Source organism: Streptomyces sp. I05A-00742, assembly GCF_013055795.1.
Lineage (GTDB): Bacteria > Actinomycetota > Actinomycetes > Streptomycetales > Streptomycetaceae > Streptomyces.
In genome coordinates, this window is sequence record NZ_JABETO010000036.1 from 1 (window position 1) to 19,655 (window position 19,655).

At 72.5% G+C, this 19,655-nt stretch carries 20 protein-coding genes and 1 riboswitch; of the genes, 19 read left to right on the forward strand and 1 reads right to left on the reverse strand.

Annotated features, from left to right (window positions below):
- From lepB (HN013_RS25955) to HN013_RS26000, 10 genes are all read left to right on the forward strand, one after another.
- A partial coding sequence (gene lepB, locus HN013_RS25955; protein ID WP_398980741.1) for a signal peptidase I occupies window positions 1-724 on the forward strand: 724 nt, incomplete at its 5' end.
- A gap of 185 nt (window positions 725-909) precedes the next feature.
- A complete protein-coding gene (gene lepB, locus HN013_RS25960) occupies window positions 910-1,923 on the forward strand; it encodes a signal peptidase I (RefSeq protein WP_171170403.1) in 1,014 nt (337 codons plus the stop codon).
- 77 nt (window positions 1,924-2,000) lie between these two features.
- Window positions 2,001-2,753, forward strand: a complete 753-nt coding sequence (lepB, locus tag HN013_RS25965; protein WP_171170314.1) for a signal peptidase I — start codon at window positions 2,001-2,003, stop codon at window positions 2,751-2,753.
- The gene (locus HN013_RS25970) at window positions 2,746-3,252 is read left to right on the forward strand and encodes an NUDIX hydrolase (RefSeq protein ID WP_171170316.1); all 507 of its coding nucleotides are present in this window, start codon (window positions 2,746-2,748) and stop codon (window positions 3,250-3,252) included. Before lepB (HN013_RS25965) ends, HN013_RS25970 begins: the two co-directional genes overlap by 8 nt.
- 39 nt (window positions 3,253-3,291) lie before the next feature.
- A complete protein-coding gene (locus HN013_RS25975) occupies window positions 3,292-3,600 on the forward strand; it encodes a DUF2469 domain-containing protein (RefSeq protein WP_009714730.1) in 309 nt (102 codons plus the stop codon).
- Between the two features lie 93 nt (window positions 3,601-3,693).
- Window positions 3,694-4,053 (forward strand): YraN family protein, encoded by a 360-nt coding sequence (locus tag HN013_RS25980; RefSeq protein WP_171170318.1) that lies wholly within the window; start codon window positions 3,694-3,696, stop codon window positions 4,051-4,053.
- Entirely contained in the window at window positions 4,053-5,663 is a 1,611-nt protein-coding gene (locus tag HN013_RS25985) for a YifB family Mg chelatase-like AAA ATPase (RefSeq protein WP_171170320.1), read from the forward strand. The genes HN013_RS25980 and HN013_RS25985 overlap by 1 nt, the downstream gene beginning before the upstream one ends.
- Window positions 5,660-6,946, forward strand: a complete 1,287-nt coding sequence (dprA, locus tag HN013_RS25990; protein ID WP_171170322.1) for a DNA-processing protein DprA — start codon at window positions 5,660-5,662, stop codon at window positions 6,944-6,946. Before HN013_RS25985 ends, dprA begins: the two co-directional genes overlap by 4 nt.
- Window positions 6,947-7,215: 269 nt before the next feature.
- Window positions 7,216-8,052, forward strand: a complete 837-nt coding sequence (gene whiG, locus HN013_RS25995; protein ID WP_171170324.1) for an RNA polymerase sigma factor WhiG — start codon at window positions 7,216-7,218, stop codon at window positions 8,050-8,052.
- Between the two features lie 98 nt (window positions 8,053-8,150).
- Window positions 8,151-8,705 carry a TetR/AcrR family transcriptional regulator gene (locus HN013_RS26000; RefSeq protein WP_171170405.1) on the forward strand — a complete coding sequence of 185 codons (555 nt, stop codon included), beginning with the start codon at window positions 8,151-8,153 and terminating at the stop codon, window positions 8,703-8,705.
- Here the strand turns inward: HN013_RS26000 and HN013_RS34235 are convergent.
- Window positions 8,597-9,514, reverse strand: a complete 918-nt coding sequence (locus tag HN013_RS34235) for a M23 family metallopeptidase (RefSeq protein WP_212764825.1) — start codon at window positions 9,512-9,514, stop codon at window positions 8,597-8,599. The genes HN013_RS26000 and HN013_RS34235 overlap by 109 nt on opposite strands.
- Before the next feature lie 314 nt (window positions 9,515-9,828).
- Between HN013_RS34235 and rpsB the strand changes: the two genes are divergently transcribed.
- The 9 genes from rpsB (at window position 9,829) to HN013_RS26050 (ending at window position 19,609) form a co-directional block, all read left to right on the forward strand.
- Window positions 9,829-10,698, forward strand: a complete 870-nt coding sequence (rpsB, locus tag HN013_RS26010; protein WP_171170326.1) for a 30S ribosomal protein S2 — start codon at window positions 9,829-9,831, stop codon at window positions 10,696-10,698.
- A gap of 178 nt (window positions 10,699-10,876) precedes the next feature.
- Window positions 10,877-11,713, forward strand: coding sequence for a translation elongation factor Ts (gene tsf / locus HN013_RS26015; RefSeq protein ID WP_171170328.1), 837 nt, complete (start codon window positions 10,877-10,879; stop codon window positions 11,711-11,713).
- Between the two features lie 161 nt (window positions 11,714-11,874).
- Window positions 11,875-12,654: a UMP kinase gene (gene pyrH, locus HN013_RS26020; RefSeq protein WP_171170330.1), complete on the forward strand. Its 780-nt coding sequence runs from the start codon at window positions 11,875-11,877 to the stop codon at window positions 12,652-12,654.
- Window positions 12,655-12,824: 170 nt separating this feature from the next.
- On the forward strand, window positions 12,825-13,382 hold the full coding sequence (gene frr, locus HN013_RS26025; protein WP_171170332.1) for a ribosome recycling factor: 558 nt from the start codon (window positions 12,825-12,827) through the stop codon (window positions 13,380-13,382).
- Entirely contained in the window at window positions 13,382-14,470 is a 1,089-nt protein-coding gene (locus tag HN013_RS26030; RefSeq protein WP_171170334.1) for a phosphatidate cytidylyltransferase, read from the forward strand. Before frr ends, HN013_RS26030 begins: the two co-directional genes overlap by 1 nt.
- An 87-nt stretch (window positions 14,471-14,557) precedes the next feature.
- Window positions 14,558-15,664, forward strand: a complete 1,107-nt coding sequence (rlmN, locus tag HN013_RS26035; RefSeq protein WP_171170336.1) for a 23S rRNA (adenine(2503)-C(2))-methyltransferase RlmN — start codon at window positions 14,558-14,560, stop codon at window positions 15,662-15,664.
- Between the two features lie 67 nt (window positions 15,665-15,731).
- A riboswitch (TPP riboswitch) is annotated at window positions 15,732-15,836 on the forward strand.
- A complete protein-coding gene (locus HN013_RS26040) occupies window positions 15,832-16,926 on the forward strand; it encodes a thiamine ABC transporter substrate binding subunit (RefSeq protein WP_171170338.1) in 1,095 nt (364 codons plus the stop codon). It overlaps the preceding riboswitch by 5 nt.
- Before the next feature lie 50 nt (window positions 16,927-16,976).
- Window positions 16,977-18,590 carry an iron ABC transporter permease gene (locus HN013_RS26045; protein ID WP_171170407.1) on the forward strand — a complete coding sequence of 538 codons (1,614 nt, stop codon included), beginning with the start codon at window positions 16,977-16,979 and terminating at the stop codon, window positions 18,588-18,590.
- The gene (locus HN013_RS26050; RefSeq protein ID WP_171170340.1) at window positions 18,590-19,609 is read left to right on the forward strand and encodes an ABC transporter ATP-binding protein; all 1,020 of its coding nucleotides are present in this window, start codon (window positions 18,590-18,592) and stop codon (window positions 19,607-19,609) included. Before HN013_RS26045 ends, HN013_RS26050 begins: the two co-directional genes overlap by 1 nt.
- The last annotated feature ends 46 nt before the right edge of the window (window positions 19,610-19,655 follow it).

Below are 19,655 nucleotides of genomic sequence, written 5' to 3' on the forward strand. Positions count from 1 at the left end.
GGCGGGGCCCGCGCCGGGCGGGCGGGCGGCGCGCCGGAGGGCCGAGCGGCGGGTGCGGCGGCGACGGCGCCGGTCGCTGTTCACCGAGGCGCCCGTGCTGCTGGCGGTGGCCCTGCTGATCGCCCTGGTGCTCAAGACGTTCCTGGTCCAGGCGTTCGTCATCCCGTCCGGCTCGATGGAGCGGACGATCCGGATCGGCGACCGGGTGCTGGTGGACAAGCTGACGCCGTGGTTCGGCTCCCGGCCCGGCCGCGGTGACGTGGTGGTCTTCAAGGACCCCGGGGGCTGGCTCGCGGGGGACAAGGAGGAGGGGCCGCCGGGGGAGGGGGACCCCGCGGGGATCAGGGCGGGGAAGCGGGTGCTGTCCGTCATCGGTCTGCTGCCGTCCGCGGACGAGCAGGATCTGATCAAACGGGTGGTCGCGGTCGGTGGGGATACGGTCAAATGCTGTGACGCGAGCGGCAAAATCATGGTCAACGGCACACCCCTCCAGGAGCCGTACATCCACCCGGGAAACCCGCCGTCCGAGCTGAAGTTCGAGGTGCGGGTGCCTCCCGGGCGGCTCTTCGTGATGGGCGACCACCGCTCGGACTCGGCCGATTCACGGTTCCACCTGGCCGGTCCCGGGCACGGTACGGTCCCGGAAGACCTGGTCATCGGGCGTGCCACGGTGATCGCCTGGCCGCCGGGGCACTGGCGGCGGCTGACGGGGGCCGAGGAGTAGGGCACGCCGGGGAGATCGGGAGGAACGGGCGACGCGGGATGAGTCACCGTATAGCGGGTCCAAGCGGATCAGCGGGAATGATCCGGATGCCGACCCCTGTGGAACTCCCGCTCGTTAAGGGAGTGGCGGGCCTGCGTCGACGCACGACAGGCGACAGCGCGGAGTGAGGAGTGGATGTGGGGGATGTGGCGGTCGGCGCCCGGTCCGGCCACGGAGAGCCCGAGAAGCGCCCGGACGGTGCCGGGGGCCCGGCCGAGGGCGGAGCGCCGGACGGATCCGTCTCTCCCGCGCCCCAGGCGCCCCATGAGCCATCGGGGACCGAACAGGGCGGCCCACCGCCCCACGAACCCGGCGGCGACGCGGACGGCACCCCCGGCGAACCGGCGGACGGCGACGGGCCGGGCGGCAGCCGGAAGGAACCCAAGAAGCAACGGTCCTTCTGGAAGGAACTGCCGATCCTCGTCGGCGTCGCGCTGGTCCTCGCGCTGTTCATCAAGACCTTCCTGGTCCAGGCGTTCTCCATCCCGTCCGAGTCCATGCAGGACACCCTGCAGCGCGGTGACCGGGTGCTGGTCGACAAGCTCACCCCCTGGTTCGGCTCCGAGCCCGAGCGCGGCGAGGTGGTCGTCTTCCACGACCCGGGCAACTGGCTGAGGGGGAACACCGGCGAGGAGTCCGGGCCGGTCGGCAACGGCGTCCAGAAGGTCCTCAGCTTCATCGGCCTGATGCCCTCCGCCGAGGAGAAGGACCTGATCAAGCGGGTCATCGCGGTCGGCGGCGACAAGATCGAGTGCAAGGGCGGCAACAGCCCGGTGGTGGTCAACGGCAAGGCGCTCGACGAGCCGTACATCTTCCCCGGGGACACCCCGTGCAGCGACAAGCCGTTCGGGCCGGTCACGGTGCCCAAGGGCAAGCTCTGGGTGATGGGCGACCACCGGCAGAACTCGATGGACTCCCGCTGGCACCAGGACGAGGACGGCGGATTCGTCCCGGTGGACGACGTCGTCGGCCGCGCGATCGTCGTCGCCTGGCCGCTGAACCGCTGGTCGACGCTGCCCGTCCCCGGCACCTTCGACCAGCCGGGCATCAACGCGGCGGCCGCCGCGGCACCCCCGGCGCTGGGCCTCGCGGGCGCCGTCCCGCTGGTGCTGTGGCGCCGCCGCCGGCTGATGGCCGACGGGGTGCGCGCGCAGGGCTGACGCGGGTTCCGTACCCCGGGTAGGGTGCGATTCCGTGCCCCCGCGCGGGGATCGGATCGTCGAGGGGTGGGGACACGATGGGCGGAGCGGAGCGCGGCGGACCGGGGCGCACCGGAGCACTGGTGTCCGGGATCGCCGTGGCCCTCGGCTGCGTGCTCTTCCTCGGCGGGTTCGCCTGGGCGGCGATCCTCTACAAGCCGTACACCGTCCCCACCGACTCGATGGCCCCGACCATCGCCCGCGGCGCCCGCGTCCTGGCCCAGCGGATCGACGGCGACGAGGTCCGCCGGGGCGACGTCGTGGTCTTCCGCGACAAGGTGTGGGGCGACGCCACCATGGTCAAGCGGGTGGTCGGGGTCGGCGGGGACACCGTCGTCTGCTGCGACCGGCAGGGCCGGATGACGGTCAACGGCACCCCGGTCGAGGAACCGTATCTCCAGAGCGGCGGACCGGCCTCGCCCGGCGGCTTCTCCGCCACCGTGCCGCGCGGCGACCTCTTCCTCCTGGGCGACCATCGCGCCGACTCGATCGACTCCCGCTCCCACCTCACCAAGGACCAGGGCTCGATCCCGCGCGGCGCCGTGAGCGCCCGGGTGGATGCCGCGCTCTGGCCGACGGACGCCTTCGGCATGCTGCCCCGCCCCGGATCCTTCGACGCCCTGCCCGGCGGCACCTCGGAACCGGGCCCGATCCGCATGCTGGGCATCGCCGTGGTCGTCGGTGCGGCGCTCATCCTGGGAGGTGCGGCCTACGGCCCGCTCGCCCGCCTGGCGACGGGGCGGACGGCCCGGAGGAGCGGGAACGGGAAGGCGGTGGCTCCCCATGGCTGAGGCGCCGGAAACGGGCGGCACCCCGCGCCGGGCGGCCCGGGTGATCCTGCTCGACGAGCGGGACCGGGTCCTGCTGCTGCACGGCTTCGAACCCGCCGACCCGTCCGAGACCTGGTGGTTCACGCCGGGCGGCGGGCTGGAGGGCGACGAGGGATGGGAGGAGGCGGCACGCCGCGAACTCGCCGAGGAAACCGGGATCACGGAGATCGAACTGGGCCCGCTGCTCTGGCGGCGCACCTGTTCCTTCCCCTTCGACGGCCGGCGCTGGGACCAGGAGGAGCACTACTACCTGGCCCGCACCCGGCAGACCGCCGTCTGGACCGGCGGGGGGACGGAGCTGGAGCGCCGCAGCGTCACCGGGCTGCGGTGGTGGACCTGCGGGGAACTCCTCGCGACCCATGAGACGGTGTATCCGAGCAGGCTCGCCGAGCTGCTGGGCACGCTGCTCCGAGACGGTCCCCCGAAGGCGCCGGTGCGCCTGGAGACGGAACGCGCCTGACGCACAATGGGGGGACGCACGGCTGAAGGGGAACATGCCATGAGCGCCGAGGACCTCGAGAAGTACGAGACCGAGATGGAGCTGAAGCTCTACCGGGAGTACCGCGACGTCGTCGGTCTGTTCAAATACGTGATCGAGACCGAGCGGCGCTTCTACCTCACCAACGACTACGAGATGCAGGTCCACTCGGTGCAGGGCGAGGTGTTCTTCGAGGTCTCGATGGCCGACGCCTGGGTCTGGGACATGTACCGGCCCGCCCGCTTCGTCAAACAGGTCCGCGTCCTGACGTTCAAGGACGTCAACATCGAGGAGCTGAACAAGAGCGATCTCGACCTTCCGGGTGGCTGAGTTCTCCACAACCGGCGAGTAATCCACCACGAACCTCCAAGATCCAAAACTTTTCCCGGGAGGCGTCACCGTCGGTGCCGGAGGTGGTGCCGGATGGACGCGCGACGGGCGCTCGGGCGCTATGGGGAGGACCTGGCGGTACGCCGGCTGACCGAGGCCGGGATGACGGTGCTGGCACGCAACTGGCGCTGCCGCGAGGGCGAGATCGACGTGGTGGCCCACGACCGCGACGCGCTGGTCGTGTGCGAGGTGAAGACCCGCAGGGCGGGGCTCTACCAGCACCCGATGGCCGCCGTCACGGCCGGCAAGGCCGAGCGGCTGCGCCGGCTCGCGGCGCGCTGGCTGGAGCGGTACGGCGGCCCGCCACCGGGCGGGGTCCGCATCGACCTGGTCGGCGTGGTGCTCCCGGAGCGCGGGGCGCCCGTGGTCGAGCACGTCAGGGGGGTGGCGTGATGGGCTTCGCCCGCACCTGCTCGGTCGCCCTGATCGGGGTCGAGGGGGTGGTGGTCGAGGTCCAGGCCGACCTCGAACCCGGCGTGGCCGCCTTCACCCTCGTCGGACTGCCCGACAAGAGCCTCTCCGAGAGCCGGGACCGGGTCCGCGCCGCCGTCGTCAACTCCGGCGGCGAATGGCCCCAGAAGAAGCTCACCGTCGGTCTGAGCCCCGCGTCCGTCCCCAAGGGCGGCAGCGGCTTCGACCTGGCCGTGGCGTGCGCCGTGCTGAGCGCGGCCGAGCGCATCGACCCCCGGCGGATCGCCGACCTGGTGATGATCGGCGAGCTCGGCCTCGACGGGCGGGTCCGCCCGGTCCGGGGCGTCCTCCCCGCCGTCCTCGCGGCGGCCGACGCCGGCTACCGGCACGTCGTCGTCCCCGAGCGCACCGCCGCCGAGGCCGCGCTCGTCCCGGGGGTCGCGGTGCTCGGCGTCCGCAGCCTCCGCCAGCTGGTGGCGGTCCTCACCGACGAGCCCGTGCCCGAGGAGGAGGACACCGCGCGGGACGGCCGCCCCGACCCGCTCCTCGCCGGTCTCGCCGTGCCCGGCGCGGGCGGGGGCACCGGCGCGGTGTCCGGCGGGCACCTGCCCGACCTCGCCGAGGTCGCGGGCCAGCACCGGGCCCGCCGGGCGCTGGAGGTGGCCGCGGCCGGACGCCACCACCTGTTCCTGCTCGGCCCGCCGGGAGCGGGCAAGACGATGCTCGCCGAGCGGCTGCCCGGCCTGCTGCCCCCGCTGACCTCCGAGGAGTCCCTGGAGGTCACGGCGGTGCACTCGGTGGCGGGCACGCTGCCCGCCGGACAGCCGCTGATCGACCGGCCGCCCTACTGCGCTCCCCACCACTCCGCCTCGATGGCCTCGCTCGTCGGCGGCGGCTCGGGGATGCCCCGGCCCGGTGCGGTGTCGCTGGCTCATCGAGGAGTGCTGTTTCTGGACGAAGCGCCCGAATGCTCGCCCCGGGTCCTGGACGCCCTCCGGCAGCCGCTGGAGTCGGGTCATGTGATCGTCGCCCGGTCCGGCGGGGTGATGCGGCTCCCGGCCCGGTTCCTGCTGACCCTGGCCGCCAACCCCTGCCCGTGCGGCCGGCACGGGAGCGGCGGGGAGGGCTGCGACTGCCTGCCCAGGACGGTCCGGCGGTACATGGCCCGGCTCTCCGGGCCCCTGCTGGACCGGGTGGACCTCCGGGTGACCGTCGAGCCGGTGGCCCGCTCGGAGCTCGTGGGGCTCGGGGCGGGTGCCGAGAACTCGGAGACGGTCGGCGCGCGGGTCCGGGCCGCCCGGGAACGGGCCGCCGCGCGCTACGTCGGCACCCCGTGGCGCACCAACAGCGAGGTACCCGGGCACGAACTGCGCACCCGCTGGCTCGCCGAGCCGGACGCCCTGAGGGAGGCCGAACGGGATATGGAGCGCGGGCTGCTCACCGCGCGCGGGCTGGACCGGGTCCTCCGGGTCGCCTGGACCGTGGCCGACCTCGCGGGCCGCGACCGGCCGTCGGCGGAGGACGTGCGGCAGGCGCTCGAACTGCGGACCGGGGTACGGCGGGGTGTGGCGATGGCCGGAGACATGCCATGACCTGCACGGGGGCGCCGGGTGGGGCCGGGGCGGAAGTGGCGGGAGGGGCGGAGGCCGGTTCCCGGCCGGGTGCCGGGGGATCCGGGTGCCGCTCGGGCACCGGCACCGGGGGAGGGGAGGACGAGGAGCGGCTCGCACGGGCCGCGCTGAGCCGGCTCGCCGAACCCGGGGACGAAACCGTCGGCCGCTGGCTCCGCGAGATGGGCGCCCCCGATCTGGTGCGCGGGCTCACCGGGGCGGGCCCGCCGCCGAAGGGGGCGAGGGCCGAACGGCTCGCCGGGTGCCGGGCGCGGGCGGCCGCCCTGGACCCCGCCCGCGACCTCGCCACCGTCGCCCGGCTGGGCGGACGGTTCGTCTGTCCCGGCGAGAGCGAGTGGCCGACGCAGCTCGACGACCTGGGGGACGCCCGGCCGTTCGGCCTATGGGTGCGCGGCACGGCCGACGTGCGGCTGTGGGCCCTGCGTTCGGTCGCCGTGGTCGGGGCGCGGGCCTGCACCGACTACGGGTCGCACGTCGCGGCCGTGCTCGGCGCCGGGCTCGCCGAACGCGGCTGGGTGGTCGTCTCCGGTGCCGCCTACGGGGTCGACGGGGCGGCCCACCGCGGGGCGCTCGCCGCCGGCGGGGCGACGGCGGCGGTGCTGGCCTGCGGGGTGGACGTGCCCTACCCGCGCGGGCACGCCGAACTGCTCGGCAGGATCGCCGAACAGGGCATCGTGCTCGCCGAACTGCCCCCGGGCGGCCACCCGACCCGCAGCCGCTTCGTCCTCCGGAACCGGGTCATCGCCGCGCTCACCCGCGGCACCGTGGTCGTGGAGGCGGAGTACCGCAGCGGTTCCCTCGTCACGGCGCGCCGCGCCCGGGCGTTGGGCCGGCACACGATGGGCGTCCCCGGTCCGGTCACCTCCGGCCTCTCGGCCGGGGTGCACGAACTGCTGCGCGAGGGAGCCTCCCTGGTGACCGACGCCGACGAGGTCGCCGAACTGGTCGGCGCCATGGGCGAGCTGGCGCCCGAGCGCCGGGGCCCCGCCGTTCCCCGGGACCTGCTCGCCCCCGAGGCGGCGGCCGTGCTGGAGGCCGTCCCGGGGCCCGGCGGCGACGCCGGCCGGATCGCCCTCAACGCCGGGCTGAGCAGGGACACCACGCTCGGCCGGCTCTACGAACTGCACGGCCTGGGATTCGTGGCGCGCCGGGGCGACCACTGGCGCCCGGTCGCCCGGACGTCAACATCCGTCCCCTCCAAGCCCCTCGGACGGCGCCCCTCCGTGCGGCGAGGCGGTTCTTGACCTGGGGCGATCGGGTGAAAGGGTTAAGGACATGACCGCGGTGACCCCAACGGCCCCCGCGCCGGGGCGTCCCGTCGCCGAACCCCGCGCGGTGCGGGGGCACGGCCGTCGGCCGAGAGCACGGCCGGTGGATCACGGCCGTGCGGACCGAACGAACCCCGGTCGCGCACCGCAGCGCGCCGGTCACGCTACGCTCACGGGATTCCGGCCATGCGGATGGATCCTGTCGCACCTGATCCACGTCACAGCAGAACGGCTCAAGACGACGAATGCCCCAGCAACCCTCCGGATCGGACCGCGCGGCGGCGCCCCCCGCGGCCCGCGGCGCCGCCCGCCCGCCCGCACCCTCGACCCTCGACGAGCTGTGGCGCTCGTACAAGGCGTCGGGTGACGAAAGGCTGCGGGAGCAGCTGATCCTCCACTACTCGCCGCTGGTGAAGTACGTGGCGGGGCGCGTCAGCGTCGGGCTGCCGCCCAATGTGGAGCAGGCGGACTTCGTCTCCTCCGGGATCTTCGGCCTGATCGACGCCATCGAGAAGTTCGACCCCGCCCGGTCCATCAAGTTCGAGACCTACGCCATCACCCGCATCCGGGGCGCGATGATCGACGAACTCCGGGCCCTGGACTGGATCCCGCGGTCAGTCCGGCAGAAGGCGCGGGCCGTGGAGCGCGCCTACGCCACCCTGGAGGCCAGCCTGCACCGGACCCCCTCCGAGGCGGAGGTGGCGGCCGAGATGGGCATCCCGCTCGACGAACTGCACACCGTCTTCAGTCAGTTGTCCCTGGCCAACGTGGTCGCCCTGGAGGAACTGCTGCACGTCGGCGGCGAGGGCGGCGACCGGCTCAGCCTGATGGACACCCTGGAGGACACGGCCGCCGACGACCCCGTCGAGGTGGCCGAGGACCACGAGCTGCGCCGGCTGCTCGCCCGGGCCGTCAACACCCTTCCCGAGCGCGAGAAGACGGTGGTCACCCTCTACTACTACGAGGGGCTCACCCTCGCCGAGATCGGCCAGGTCCTCGGGGTGACCGAGAGCCGGGTCAGCCAGATCCACACCAAGTCGGTGCTCCAGCTGCGCGCCAAGCTCGCGGATGTGGGCCGCTGAGGAACGGGGCCCGAACGGCGGCGAATCGTCCCTCCGACGTCGTCTCTTTCCTCCGAGGTCCGTAAAGTGGGACCGTGCCCAGGATTCGAGCGGCCTCAGTGGCCGAGCACCGGACGATGCAGCGCGACGCCCTGCTGGACGCCGCCCGCTCCTTGCTGTCCGAGGGCGGCACGGAAGCGCTCACCTTCCCCGCCCTCGCCGAACGCACCGGGCTGGCTCGGTCCTCGGTCTACGAGTACTTCCGCTCCCGGGCGGCCGTGGTCGAGGAGCTGTGCGCCGTCGACTTTCCCGTCTGGGCCGCCGAGGTCGAGAGCGCCATGGCACACGCCGACACGCCCGAGGCGAAGATCGAGGCGTATGTGCGACGGCAGCTCGCCCTGGTCGGTGACCGCCGGCACCGGGCCGTCGTCGCCATCTCCGCCGGGGAGCTGGACGCTGCCGCCCGGGAGAAGATCCGGGCCGCGCACGGTGGGCTGATCGCGATGGTCGGGGAGGCGTTGGTGGCGCTCGGGCATGAGGAGCCTCGGCTTGTCGCCATGATGCTTCAGGGGGTGGTGGACTCGGCTGTGCGGCGTATTGAGCTTGGGGTGGAGGAGCCGGAGCGGGTTACCGCGGTGGCGGTGGGGATGGCGTTGCGGGGGGTTGGGGGGTAGGGGTTGCCCTGCGGGTGGCTGTGCCCCGGTCCCGCCCCTTCGCCGTTTCCCGGGGCTCTGCCCCGGACCCCGTGAAAGCGGCTTCGCCGCTTGTCCTCAATCGCCGGCCGGGCTGAAGTGTGCGCCCGGGCGTGAAATCCAGCCCGTCGGGCGATTGAGGACAACCGCGCGGAGCGCGGTTTCGGGGGTGCGGGGGCGCAGCCCCTGCAAGAAACGGTGAAAGGGCGGGCCCGGGGCACACCACCCGCCAGCGGCAGCAACCGCGACGGCCCCCGCCGCAACATCCACCCAGGCAGCAGCCCCAGCGGATCCAGATACTCCCGCCCCCGCAGCAACCCCCAGTGCAAGCAGCCCGCAGCACAATGCCAGGGCCCCGCCTCAAGCTCGCCCAGCGCCGAGCCCGCAGTCACCCGGTCACCCCGGCGGACGCCGGCCCGTACCGGCTCGTACGTCGTGCGCAACGGAGGGTCACCGGTGCCGGGTAGCTCCACGGTGATCACGCCGCGGCCGGCGACCGTCCCGGTGAAGGAGACGACGCCGCCGACGGCGGCGAGAACCGGCTGCCCGGTGGCGGCGGACAGGTCGACGCCGCGATGGCCGGGCGCCCAGCGCGCGGCGGGGGGCTGCCAGGCACGCGCAACAGCGGGGCGCGTGCCGACGGGCCAGGCGCGGGGGCCGTCGCCGCCGAGGGGGACGGCGGCGGGCCGGTCGGGAACGTCCCCTCCGGCCGCGGCGACCGGGCGGCAGGTGAGCAGGACCACGGCCGTCAGCGCTACCAGGAGTGTGCGGAAGAATCTCTGTGTGTGCATGGGCCCACGGTGGTGGAACGCCGTGAATCCAGGGGATCTTGGACCGGATCTGTGGACTACTGGACGGTTGTGGACAAGGCCGTCACCCGGCCCTTCCCCGGTCCCGTACACTTCTCTTGGCGATCCGGGTCACCGGGTCGACTTCGCACGCCCCGCCACTGTCGCGTCGGACCCTTCAAGGGCAGCGCGGTGGCCGTGTCTCTCGGTCCGTGTACGGCTCCCCGGCGGGGGGCGGTCCGCGGCGGACGCGCCGGGGCGTCAGGAGCGGCGGCCGCCCGGCCGCCGTGGAACCGAGTATCACAAGGAGCACGGCCATGGCCGTCGTCACGATGCGGGAGCTGCTGGAGAGCGGCGTCCACTTCGGTCACCAGACCCGTCGTTGGAACCCGAAGATGAAGCGTTTCATCTTCACGGAGCGCAACGGCATCTACATCATCGACCTGCTCCAGTCGCTGTCGTACATCGACCGCGCCTACGAGTTCGTCAAGGAGACTGTCGCGCACGGCGGCTCCATCATGTTCGTCGGCACGAAGAAGCAGGCCCAGGAGGCCATCGCCGAGCAGGCGACCCGGGTCGGCATGCCCTACGTCAACCAGCGCTGGCTGGGCGGCATGCTCACCAACTTCTCGACCGTCTACAAGCGCCTGCAGCGCCTGAAGGAGCTCGAGCTCATCGACTTCGAGGACGTGGCCGCCTCCGGCCTCACCAAGAAGGAGCTCCTGGTCCTCTCCCGCGAGAAGGCCAAGCTGGAGAAGACCCTCGGCGGTATCCGCGAGATGCAGAAGGTGCCCAGCGCCGTCTGGATCGTGGACACCAAGAAGGAGCACATCGCCGTCGGTGAGGCGCGCAAGCTCCGCATCCCGGTCGTCGCGATCCTCGACACCAACTGCGACCCGGACGAGGTCGACTACAAGATCCCGGGCAACGACGACGCGATCCGCTCCGTCACCCTGCTCACCCGCGTGATCGCCGACGCCGTCGCCGAGGGCCTCATCGCCCGTTCCGGTGCCGCGACCGGCGACCAGAAGCCGGGCGAGAAGGCCGGCGAGCCGCTGGCCGAGTGGGAGCGCGACCTCCTCGAGGGCGAGAAGAAGGCGGACGAGCCCGCCGCCGAGAAGCCGGCCGAGGCCGCCGCCGAGGCCCCCGAGGCCGAGAAGCCGGCCGCGGACGCCGAGCAGGCCTGACCTGCCGTACCGGGCGGCGGGGGCACCGATACGCGTGACCCCGCCGTCCCTGGTGGATCCACGGCCGGATTCCCGTCCGGTGGACGGGAGCCGGCCGTCGTGGTGACCTCAAGACGGACCTGCCCCGCCGGGTGCCGAGCGGCACGGCGGGGCACAGTGCACAAGAAGGATTTCAACGATGGCGAACTTCACCGCCGCTGACGTCAAGAAGCTCCGTGAGCTCACCGGCGCCGGCATGATGGACTGCAAGAAGGCGCTCGACGAGGCCGAGGGCAACCTCGAGAAGGCCGTCGAGATCGTCCGCGTCAAGGGCCTGAAGGGCGTCGCCAAGCGCGAGTCCCGCACCACCGAGAACGGCGCCGTCGTCTCCTCCATCGCCGCCGACAACACCTCCGGTGTCATCGTCGAGCTGAAGTGCGAGACGGACTTCGTCGCCAAGGGCGAGAAGTTCATCGCCGTGGCCGAGGCGCTCGCCGCCCACGTCGCCAAGAGCGCCCCCGCCGACATCGAGGCCCTGCTCGGCTCCGAGATCGAGGCCGGCAAGACCGTCCAGGCGTTCATCGACGAGGCCAACGCCACCCTGGGCGAGAAGATCGTCGTGGACCGCTTCGCGGCGTTCGCCGGCGGCTACGTCTCCGCGTACATGCACCGCACCGCCGCGGACCTGCCTCCGCAGGTCGGCGTGCTGGTCGAGCTGGACAAGGAGAACGCCGAGGTCGCCAAGGACGTCGCGCAGCACATCGCCGCGTTCGCGCCGAAGTTCCTCTCCCGTGACGCCATCCCCGCCGACGTCGTGGAGAACGAGCGCCGCGTCGCCGAGGCCACCGCGCGCGAGGAGGGCAAGCCCGAGGCCGCCCTGCCGAAGATCGTCGAGGGTCGCGTCACCGGCTTCTTCAAGGAGCAGGTCCTGCTGGACCAGCCCTTCGCCAAGGACAACAAGAAGACCGTCCAGAAGATCCTGGACGAGGCCGGCGTCACGCTGAAGCGCTTCGCCCGCATCCGCGTCGGCGCCTGAGCCCCGGCAGGGCAGCGATTGACCCGCGACCCGCTAGGGTCGTACGCAGCCGACCGTCCACCGGCCGGCCGCTGATGTGACGAGGAGGCCATTGCCGCAGAGGGAACCGAAAGGACCCAACCGGCAATGGCCTTCTTCGTATGTGCACGAGGAGAACTCCAATGAATCAGGGTGCGGACGCCCACAGGGCCGCCGACGGCAAGGGCGACGACCACGGGAAACCCCGCCGGTTCCTGCTGAAACTGTCAGGTGAGGCCTTCGCCGGCGGCGGAGGGCTCGGTGTCGACCCCGATGTCGTGCACGCCATCGCCCGGGAGATCGCTGCCGTGGTCCGCGAGGGTTACGAGATCGCCGTCGTCATCGGCGGCGGCAACTTCTTCCGCGGTGCCGAGCTCCAGCAGCGCGGCATGGACCGGGCCCGCTCCGACTACATGGGCATGCTCGGCACGGTGATGAACAGCCTCGCCCTCCAGGACTTCCTGGTCAAGGAAGGGGTGGAGACCCGGGTCCAGACCGGCATCACCATGGGCCAGGTCGCCGAGCCGTTCATCCCGCTGCGCGCCGTGCGCCACCTGGAGAAGGGCCGCGTCGTGATCTTCGGCGCGGGTATGGGCATGCCCTACTTCTCCACCGACACCACCGCCGCCCAGCGCGCCCTGGAGATCCACGCCGAGGCGATCCTCATGGGCAAGAACGGCGTCGACGGGATCTACGACTCCGACCCCAAGAAGAACCCGGCCGCGGTGAAGTTCGACGCACTGGAGTACGGCGAGGTGCTCGCCCGCGGCCTCAAGGTCGCCGACGCCACCGCCATCAGCCTGTGCATGGACAACAAGCTGCCGATCCTGGTGTTCGAGCTGCTCGCCGAGGGCAACATCGCCCGCGCGGTCAAGGGTGAGAAGATCGGCACGCTCGTGAGCGACCGGGGCACGCGGGACTGAGACCGGCCCGTACGACCGTCCGCCGCCCTCCGGGCACCGGCGGACGGCAACTCCGGGGCGTGGGAAGACCACGGCCCGGGGATGGACAACTGCCTGCCGGTCGGACACCGTGCAGGAGAAGACGCGCGCAGGGGCGAGGCTCTGCTTACTGATAACACCAGGAGCAAGTGGTGATCGAAGAGATCCTCCTCGAAGCCGAGGAGAAGATGGAGAAGGCCGTTGTGGTCGCCAAGGAGGACTTCGCGGCGATCCGCACCGGGCGTGCGCACCCGGCGATGTTCAACAAGATCGTGGCGGACTACTACGGTGCGCTGACGCCCATCAACCAGCTGGCGTCGTTCTCGGTGCCCGAGCCGCGCATGGCCGTGGTGACCCCGTTCGACAAGAGCGCGCTGCGCAATATCGAGCAGGCCATCCGCGACTCCGACCTGGGCGTCAACCCGAGCAACGACGGCAACATCATCCGGGTGAACTTCCCGGAGCTCACCGAGGAGCGCCGCCGGGAGTTCATCAAGGTCGCCAAGGGCAAGGGCGAGGACGCCAAGGTCTCGATCCGCTCCGTGCGCCGCAAGGCCAAGGACGCCCTGGACAAGCTCGTCAAGGACAAGGAGTCCGGCGAGGACGAGGTGCGCCGCGCGGAGAAGGAGCTCGACGACACCACCGCGAAGTACGTCGCGCAGGTGGACGAGCTGCTCAAGCACAAGGAATCCGAGCTCCTCGAGGTCTGATGAACGACGCATCCTGGGGAGCCCCGTCGCGCACCGGGCAGTGGGGGGCCGTCGACGGCCACACCACGTTCCCGGCGGGTCCTGTACGCGAAGCGGCCGGGTCGGCGCAGACTCGGGCCATGCCGATCGTGCCCGACGCAGGCGGAGACCAGGAGGACCGTGACCAGGGGGCCGCCCACCTCGGTGGCCCCCTGTTCCGCGACGAACGCGACCGAGGGGAGCCCGAAATCCGGCCGCAGGAACCCGCCGCCCCCCAGGCACCGAAGGCGGGGAAGAAGAGCGCGGGCCGCGATCTGCGTGCCGCGATAGGGGTGGGACTGGGCCTCGGCGCGGTCATCATCGCCTCGCTGTTCATCTACAAGCCCGTCTTCCTCGGCGTGATCGTGGTCGCCGTGGTGGTCGGGCTGTGGGAGCTCACCTCCCGCCTCGCCGAGCGCAAGGGCATCAGGGCCCCTCTGGTGCCGCTCGCGATCGGCGGTGCCGCGATGACCGTCGCGGGGTACGTCAGCGGCGCCGAGGGCGCGTGGGTGGCCATGGCCTTCACCGCGCTCGCCGTCCTCGTCTGGCGGATGACCGAGCCGCCGGACGACTACCTCAAGGACGTCACGGCGGGCATCTTCGCCGCGTTCTACGTGCCGTTCCTCGCCACCTTCGTGGCCCTGATGCTCGCCGCCGACGACGGTGCCTGGCGCGTGCTGACCTTCCTGATCCTCACGGTGGTCAGCGACACCGGCGCCTACGCGGTGGGCTGGCGCTTCGGCAGGCGCAAGCTGGCCCCGCGCATCAGCCCCGGCAAGACCCGCGAGGGCCTGATCGGTGCCGTGCTGTTCGCCATGGTCGCGGGCGCGCTGTGCATGCGCTTCCTGATCGACGACGGGGTGTGGTGGCAGGGTCTGCTGCTCGGCCTGGCCGTGGCGGTCAGTGCCACGCTGGGCGATCTCGGCGAGTCGATGATCAAGCGTGATCTGGGCATCAAGGACATGGGCCGGCTGCTGCCGGGGCATGGCGGGATCATGGACCGCTTGGACTCGCTGCTGCCGACCGCGCCGGTCGTGTGGCTGCTCATGGTCGCCTTCGTCGGGTCGTAACCCGCTGACCTGTGTGTTCTCCGGTGCGGGGCCCGTCGTCCACAGGACGGCGGGCCCCGTCCGCGCGTCTGCGACACTTGAACCATCATGCCTAAGCCCGGAGAACTCACTTTTGTCGCCCCCCGCGGAGCCAAGAAGCCCCCGCGGCACCTTGCCGACCTCTCGCCCGCCGAGCGCAAGGAGGCCGTCGCCGCCATCGGCGAGAAGCCGTTCCGGGCGAAGCAGCTGTCCCAGCACTACTTCGCGCGCTACGCGCACGACCCGGCGCAGTGGACGGACATCCCGGCCGCGGCCCGCGGGAAGCTCGCGGAGGAGCTGCTGCCGGAGCTGATGAGTGTGGTGCGGCATATCTCGTGCGACGACGACACCACCCGCAAGACCCTCTGGCGGCTGCACGACGGCAAGCTCGTCGAGTCGGTGCTGATGCGCTACCCCGACCGGGTCACCATGTGCATCAGCTCACAGGCCGGCTGCGGCATGAACTGTCCGTTCTGCGCCACCGGCCAGGCGGGCCTGGACCGCAACCTGTCGACCGCCGAGATCGTGCACCAGATCGTGGACGGCATGCGGGCGCTGCGCGACGGCGAGGTCCCGGGCGGCCAGGCGCGGCTGTCCAACATCGTCTTCATGGGCATGGGCGAGCCGCTGGCGAACTACAAGCGGGTCGTCGGCGCCATCCGCCGGCTGACCGACCCGGAGCCGGACGGCCTGGGGCTGTCGCAGCGCGGCATCACGGTGTCCACGGTCGGCCTGGTGCCCGCGATGCACCGGTTCGCCGACGAGGGCTTCAAGTGCCGCCTCGCGGTCTCGCTGCACGCGCCGGACGACGAGCTGCGGGACACCCTCGTCCCGGTGAACACCCGCTGGAAGGTCCGTGAGGTCCTGGACGCGGCGTGGGAGTACGCCGAGAAGTCCGGCCGCCGGATCTCCATCGAGTACGCCCTGATCAGGGACATCAACGACCAGGCGTGGCGCGGCGACCTGCTCGGCCGGCTGCTCAAGGGCAAGCGGGTGCACGTCAACCTCATCCCGCTCAACCCCACCCCGGGGTCGAAGTGGACGGCGTCCCGTCCGGAGGACGAGCGGGCGTTCGTGGCGGCGATCGCGGCCCACGGCGTCCCGGTGACCGTGCGGGACACGCGCGGCCAGGAGATCGACGGCGCCTGCGGCCAGCTGGCGGCGACCGAGCGCTGACCCGGACGGCGTCCGGGTGGCGGGCGGGTGCACTGATACGGTGCACTCGCACTGCTCGCACAAATGAACAATCCGACAGGGGAGCGCACACAGCGCTGAGAGTGCGGCCCGGCCGCAGACCCTCGGACCTGATCCGGTTAGTACCGGCGTAGGGAGTCAGCCCGACCATGAACACCACCCTCCGGCGTGCCCTGGGCGCCACCGCCGTCGCCGCGCTCGCCCTTCCGGCGCTCGCCGCCTGCGGCGGATCCGACGGCTCGGACGAGGCCGACGGCGGCAAGACGGTCACCCTCGTCTCGCACGAGTCGTTCGCCGTCTCCCCGGACGTGCTGAAGCAGTTCACCGCGGAGACCGGGTACACGGTCAAGACGCTCAAGAGCGGTGACGCCGGGCGGGCCGTGAACCAGGCGATCCTCTCCAAGAGCCACCCGCAGGGCGACGTGCTCTTCGGCGTGGACAACACGCTGCTGTCCCGCGCGCTCGACAACGGGATCTTCGCGTCGTACGAGGCCAAGGGCCTGGACCGGGTGCCGCGGGAGTTCCGGGCGGACGACGCGGAGCACCGGGTGACGCCGGTCGACACCGGTGACATCTGCGTCAACTACGACCGCGCGTACTTCGCCGACCACAAGCTGGCCCCGCCGCAGACCTTCGACGACCTGGTGAAGCCCGCGTACAAGGGCCTCCTGGTCACCGAGAACGCCGCCACCTCCTCCCCGGGCCTCGCCTTCCAGCTCGCGACCGTCGCCAAGTACGGGGACGACGGCTGGCAGGACTACTGGAAGAAGCTCAAGGACAACGGCGTCGAGGTCGTCGACGGCTGGGAGCAGGCGTACAACGACCGCTTCTCCGGCTCCGCCGCGGGCCGCAAGGCCAAGGGCGACCGGCCGCTCGTCGTCTCCTACGCCTCCAGCCCGCCGGCCGAGGTCAAGGACATGAAGCCGCGGCCGAAGGCGGACGAGGCGCCGACCGGCGTCGCGACCGGCACCTGCTTCCGGCAGACCGAGTACGCGGGTCTGCTGAAGGGCGCGAAGAACACCAAGGGCGGCAAGGCGCTGCTGGACTTCCTGCTGAGCAAGCGGTTCCAGGAGGACATGCCGCTCACCATGTACGTCAAGCCGGTGGTGAAGGACGCCGCGCTGCCCGAGCTGTTCACCACGTACGGCGCCAAGGTCGACGCTCCGCAGACGCTCGCCCCCGAGAAGATCGCGAAGAACCGTGACCAGTGGGTCAAGGCATGGTCCTCGATCGTCCTGAAGTAGCCGCCCCGAAGGACCGCGGACCCCGGGGGACGGGCGTCCGGCTCGGGCTGATGGCCGTGCCGTTCGCCTTCTTCGGGCTCTTCTTCGCCTACCCGGTCGCCGCGATCGTCTCGCGGGGGCTGAAGACGGACGGGCAGTGGCGGTTCGGCCGGATCGGCGAGGTGATCACCGACCCGGCGACCGCGCATGTCCTCTGGTTCACCACCTGGCAGGCGGCCGCCTCCACGGCGCTCACGCTGGTGCTCGCGCTCCCCGGCGCGTATGTCTTCGCGCGCTTCGACTTCCCCGGCAAGGGGCTGCTGAGGGCGGTGGTCACCGTCCCGTTCGTGCTGCCCACCGTCGTCGCCGGCTCGGCCTTCCTGGCGCTGCTCGGGCGGCGCGGGCTGCTCGACGAGCTGTGGGGCGTCCGGCTCGACACCTCGGTCTGGGCGATCCTGCTCGCCCACGTCTTCTTCAACTACGCCGTGGTCGTCCGGACCGTCGGCAGCCTCTGGGGCCAGCTCGACCCCCGCCAGGAGGAGGCCGCGCGGGTGCTCGGCGCAGGCAGGTTCGCCGCCTGGCGGAAGGTCACCCTGCCCGCCCTCGGCCCGGCCGTGGCCGCCGCGGCCCTGATGGTCTTCCTGTTCACCTTCACCTCCTTCGGCGCCGTCCAGATCCTCGGCGGCCCCAAGTACGCGACGCTGGAAGTGGAGATCTACCGGCAGACCGCCGAACTGCTCGACCTGCCGACCGCCGCCGTGCTCACCCTCGTGCAGTTCGCCGCCGTGGCCGCGCTGCTCGTGGTGCACGCCTGGAGCGTGCGGCGCCGGGAGTCCGTCCTGCGCCTGGTGGACGCGCGCCGCACCGCGCGCCGGCCGCAGGGGGCGGCGCAGTGGGGGCTGCTGGCGGCCGTCCTGGCCGTCGTCGCGCTGCTGATCCTGCTGCCGCTCGCGGTGCTCGTCCAGCGGTCCTTCGACGGGCCCGACGGCTACGGGACGGTCTTCTACCGCGCGCTGGCCTCGGCCGGGGACGACGGGGGCACGCTCGGCGTCGCCCCGCTGGAGGCGATCGGCAACTCGCTCGCGTACGGCCTGGCCGCCACCGCGATCGCGGTCGTCATCGGCGGCCTGGCCGCCGCCGCGCTCACCCGGCGGGAGGGCCGGCTGGTCCGGGGCTTCGACGCGCTGCTGATGCTGCCGCTGGGCACGTCGGCCGTCACCGTGGGCTTCGGATTCCTGATCGCCCTGGACGAGCCGCCGTTGGACCTGCGCACCTCCTGGATCCTGGTGCCGCTCGCCCAGGCGCTGGTCGGGGTGCCGTTCGTGGTGCGGACGATGCTGCCGGTGCTGCGCGCGGTCGACCCGCGGCTGCGGGAGGCCGCGGCGGTGCTCGGCGCCTCCCCGCTGCGGGCCTGGCGGGAGGTCGACCTGCCGATGGTCGGCCGGGCGCTGGCGGTGGCGGCGGGCTTCGCGTTCGCCGTGTCCCTGGGCGAGTTCGGGGCGACCGTCTTCATCGCCCGGCCCGACGGCCCCACGCTCCCGGTGGCCGTCGCCCGGCTGCTCGGCCGGCCCGGGGAGCTCAACTACGGGCAGGCGATGGCCCTGAGCACGATCCTGATGCTGGTGTGCGCCGCGGCGCTGCTGGTGCTGGAGCGTGTCCGCACCGACCGTACGGGGGAGTTCTGATGCTGCGCCTCGAAGGCGTCACCGTCCGGTTCGGCGACCGGACCGTGCTGGACGCGGTGGACCTGGAGGTCGCCGAGCACGAGGTCGTGTGCGTCCTCGGCCCCAGCGGCAGCGGCAAGTCCACGCTGCTGCGGGTGGTTGCCGGGCTGCAACGGACCGCCGCCGGACGGGTGTTCCTGGACGGCGAGGACCAGGGCGGCGTCCCCGTGCACCGGCGCGGCCTGGGGCTGATGTTCCAGGACCACCAGCTGTTCCCGCAGCGGGACGTCGGCTCCAACGTCGCCTTCGGGCTGCGCACCCGCGGCGCGGGGCGGGCCGAGGCGGCGCGCCGGGTCGCCGAACTCCTCGACCTGGTGGGCCTCCCGGGCGCCGAGCGGCGCGCGGTGGCGGCCCTGTCCGGCGGCGAGCAGCAGCGCGTCGCCCTGGCGCGGGCGCTCGCCCCGAGCCCCCGGCTGCTGATGCTCGACGAGCCGCTCGGCCAGCTCGACCGGAGCCTGCGCGAGCGGCTCGTGGCCGAGCTGCGGCAGCTCTTCGCGCGGCTGGGCACCACCGTGCTGGCGGTCACCCATGACCAGGGCGAGGCGTTCGCGCTCGCCGACCGGGTGGTGGTGATGAGGGACGGGCGGATCGCCCAGGCGGGGACACCGCTGGAGGTCTGGCGGCAGCCGGCCTCGGAGTTCGTGGCCCGGTTCCTCGGCTTCGACAACGTCGTGGCGGCGACGGTGGCCGGCGGGCGGGCGGACACGGTGTGGGGGAAGGTGCCGGTGCCGGCGGGCACGCCCGACGGGGAGTGCCGGCTGCTCGTGCGGCCCGGTGGGGTGCGGCTGGTGGCGGAGGCGGCGGGGTTGCCGTGTGCTGTGGCCGGGCGGACGTTCCGGGGCGACCATGTCGCGGTGTCGCTGCGGCCGGAGGAGGGGCCGGGGCTGGAGGCGACCTGTGCGCTCGGGGAGGCGCCCGAGGTGGGTGAGCGGGTGGGGGTCACGTTCGACGTGGGCGAGGTGGTGGTGCTGGGCGGGTGAGGGTTCCCCACACCCGCCCTTTCTCCCCCAGCTACCGCTGGGAGGT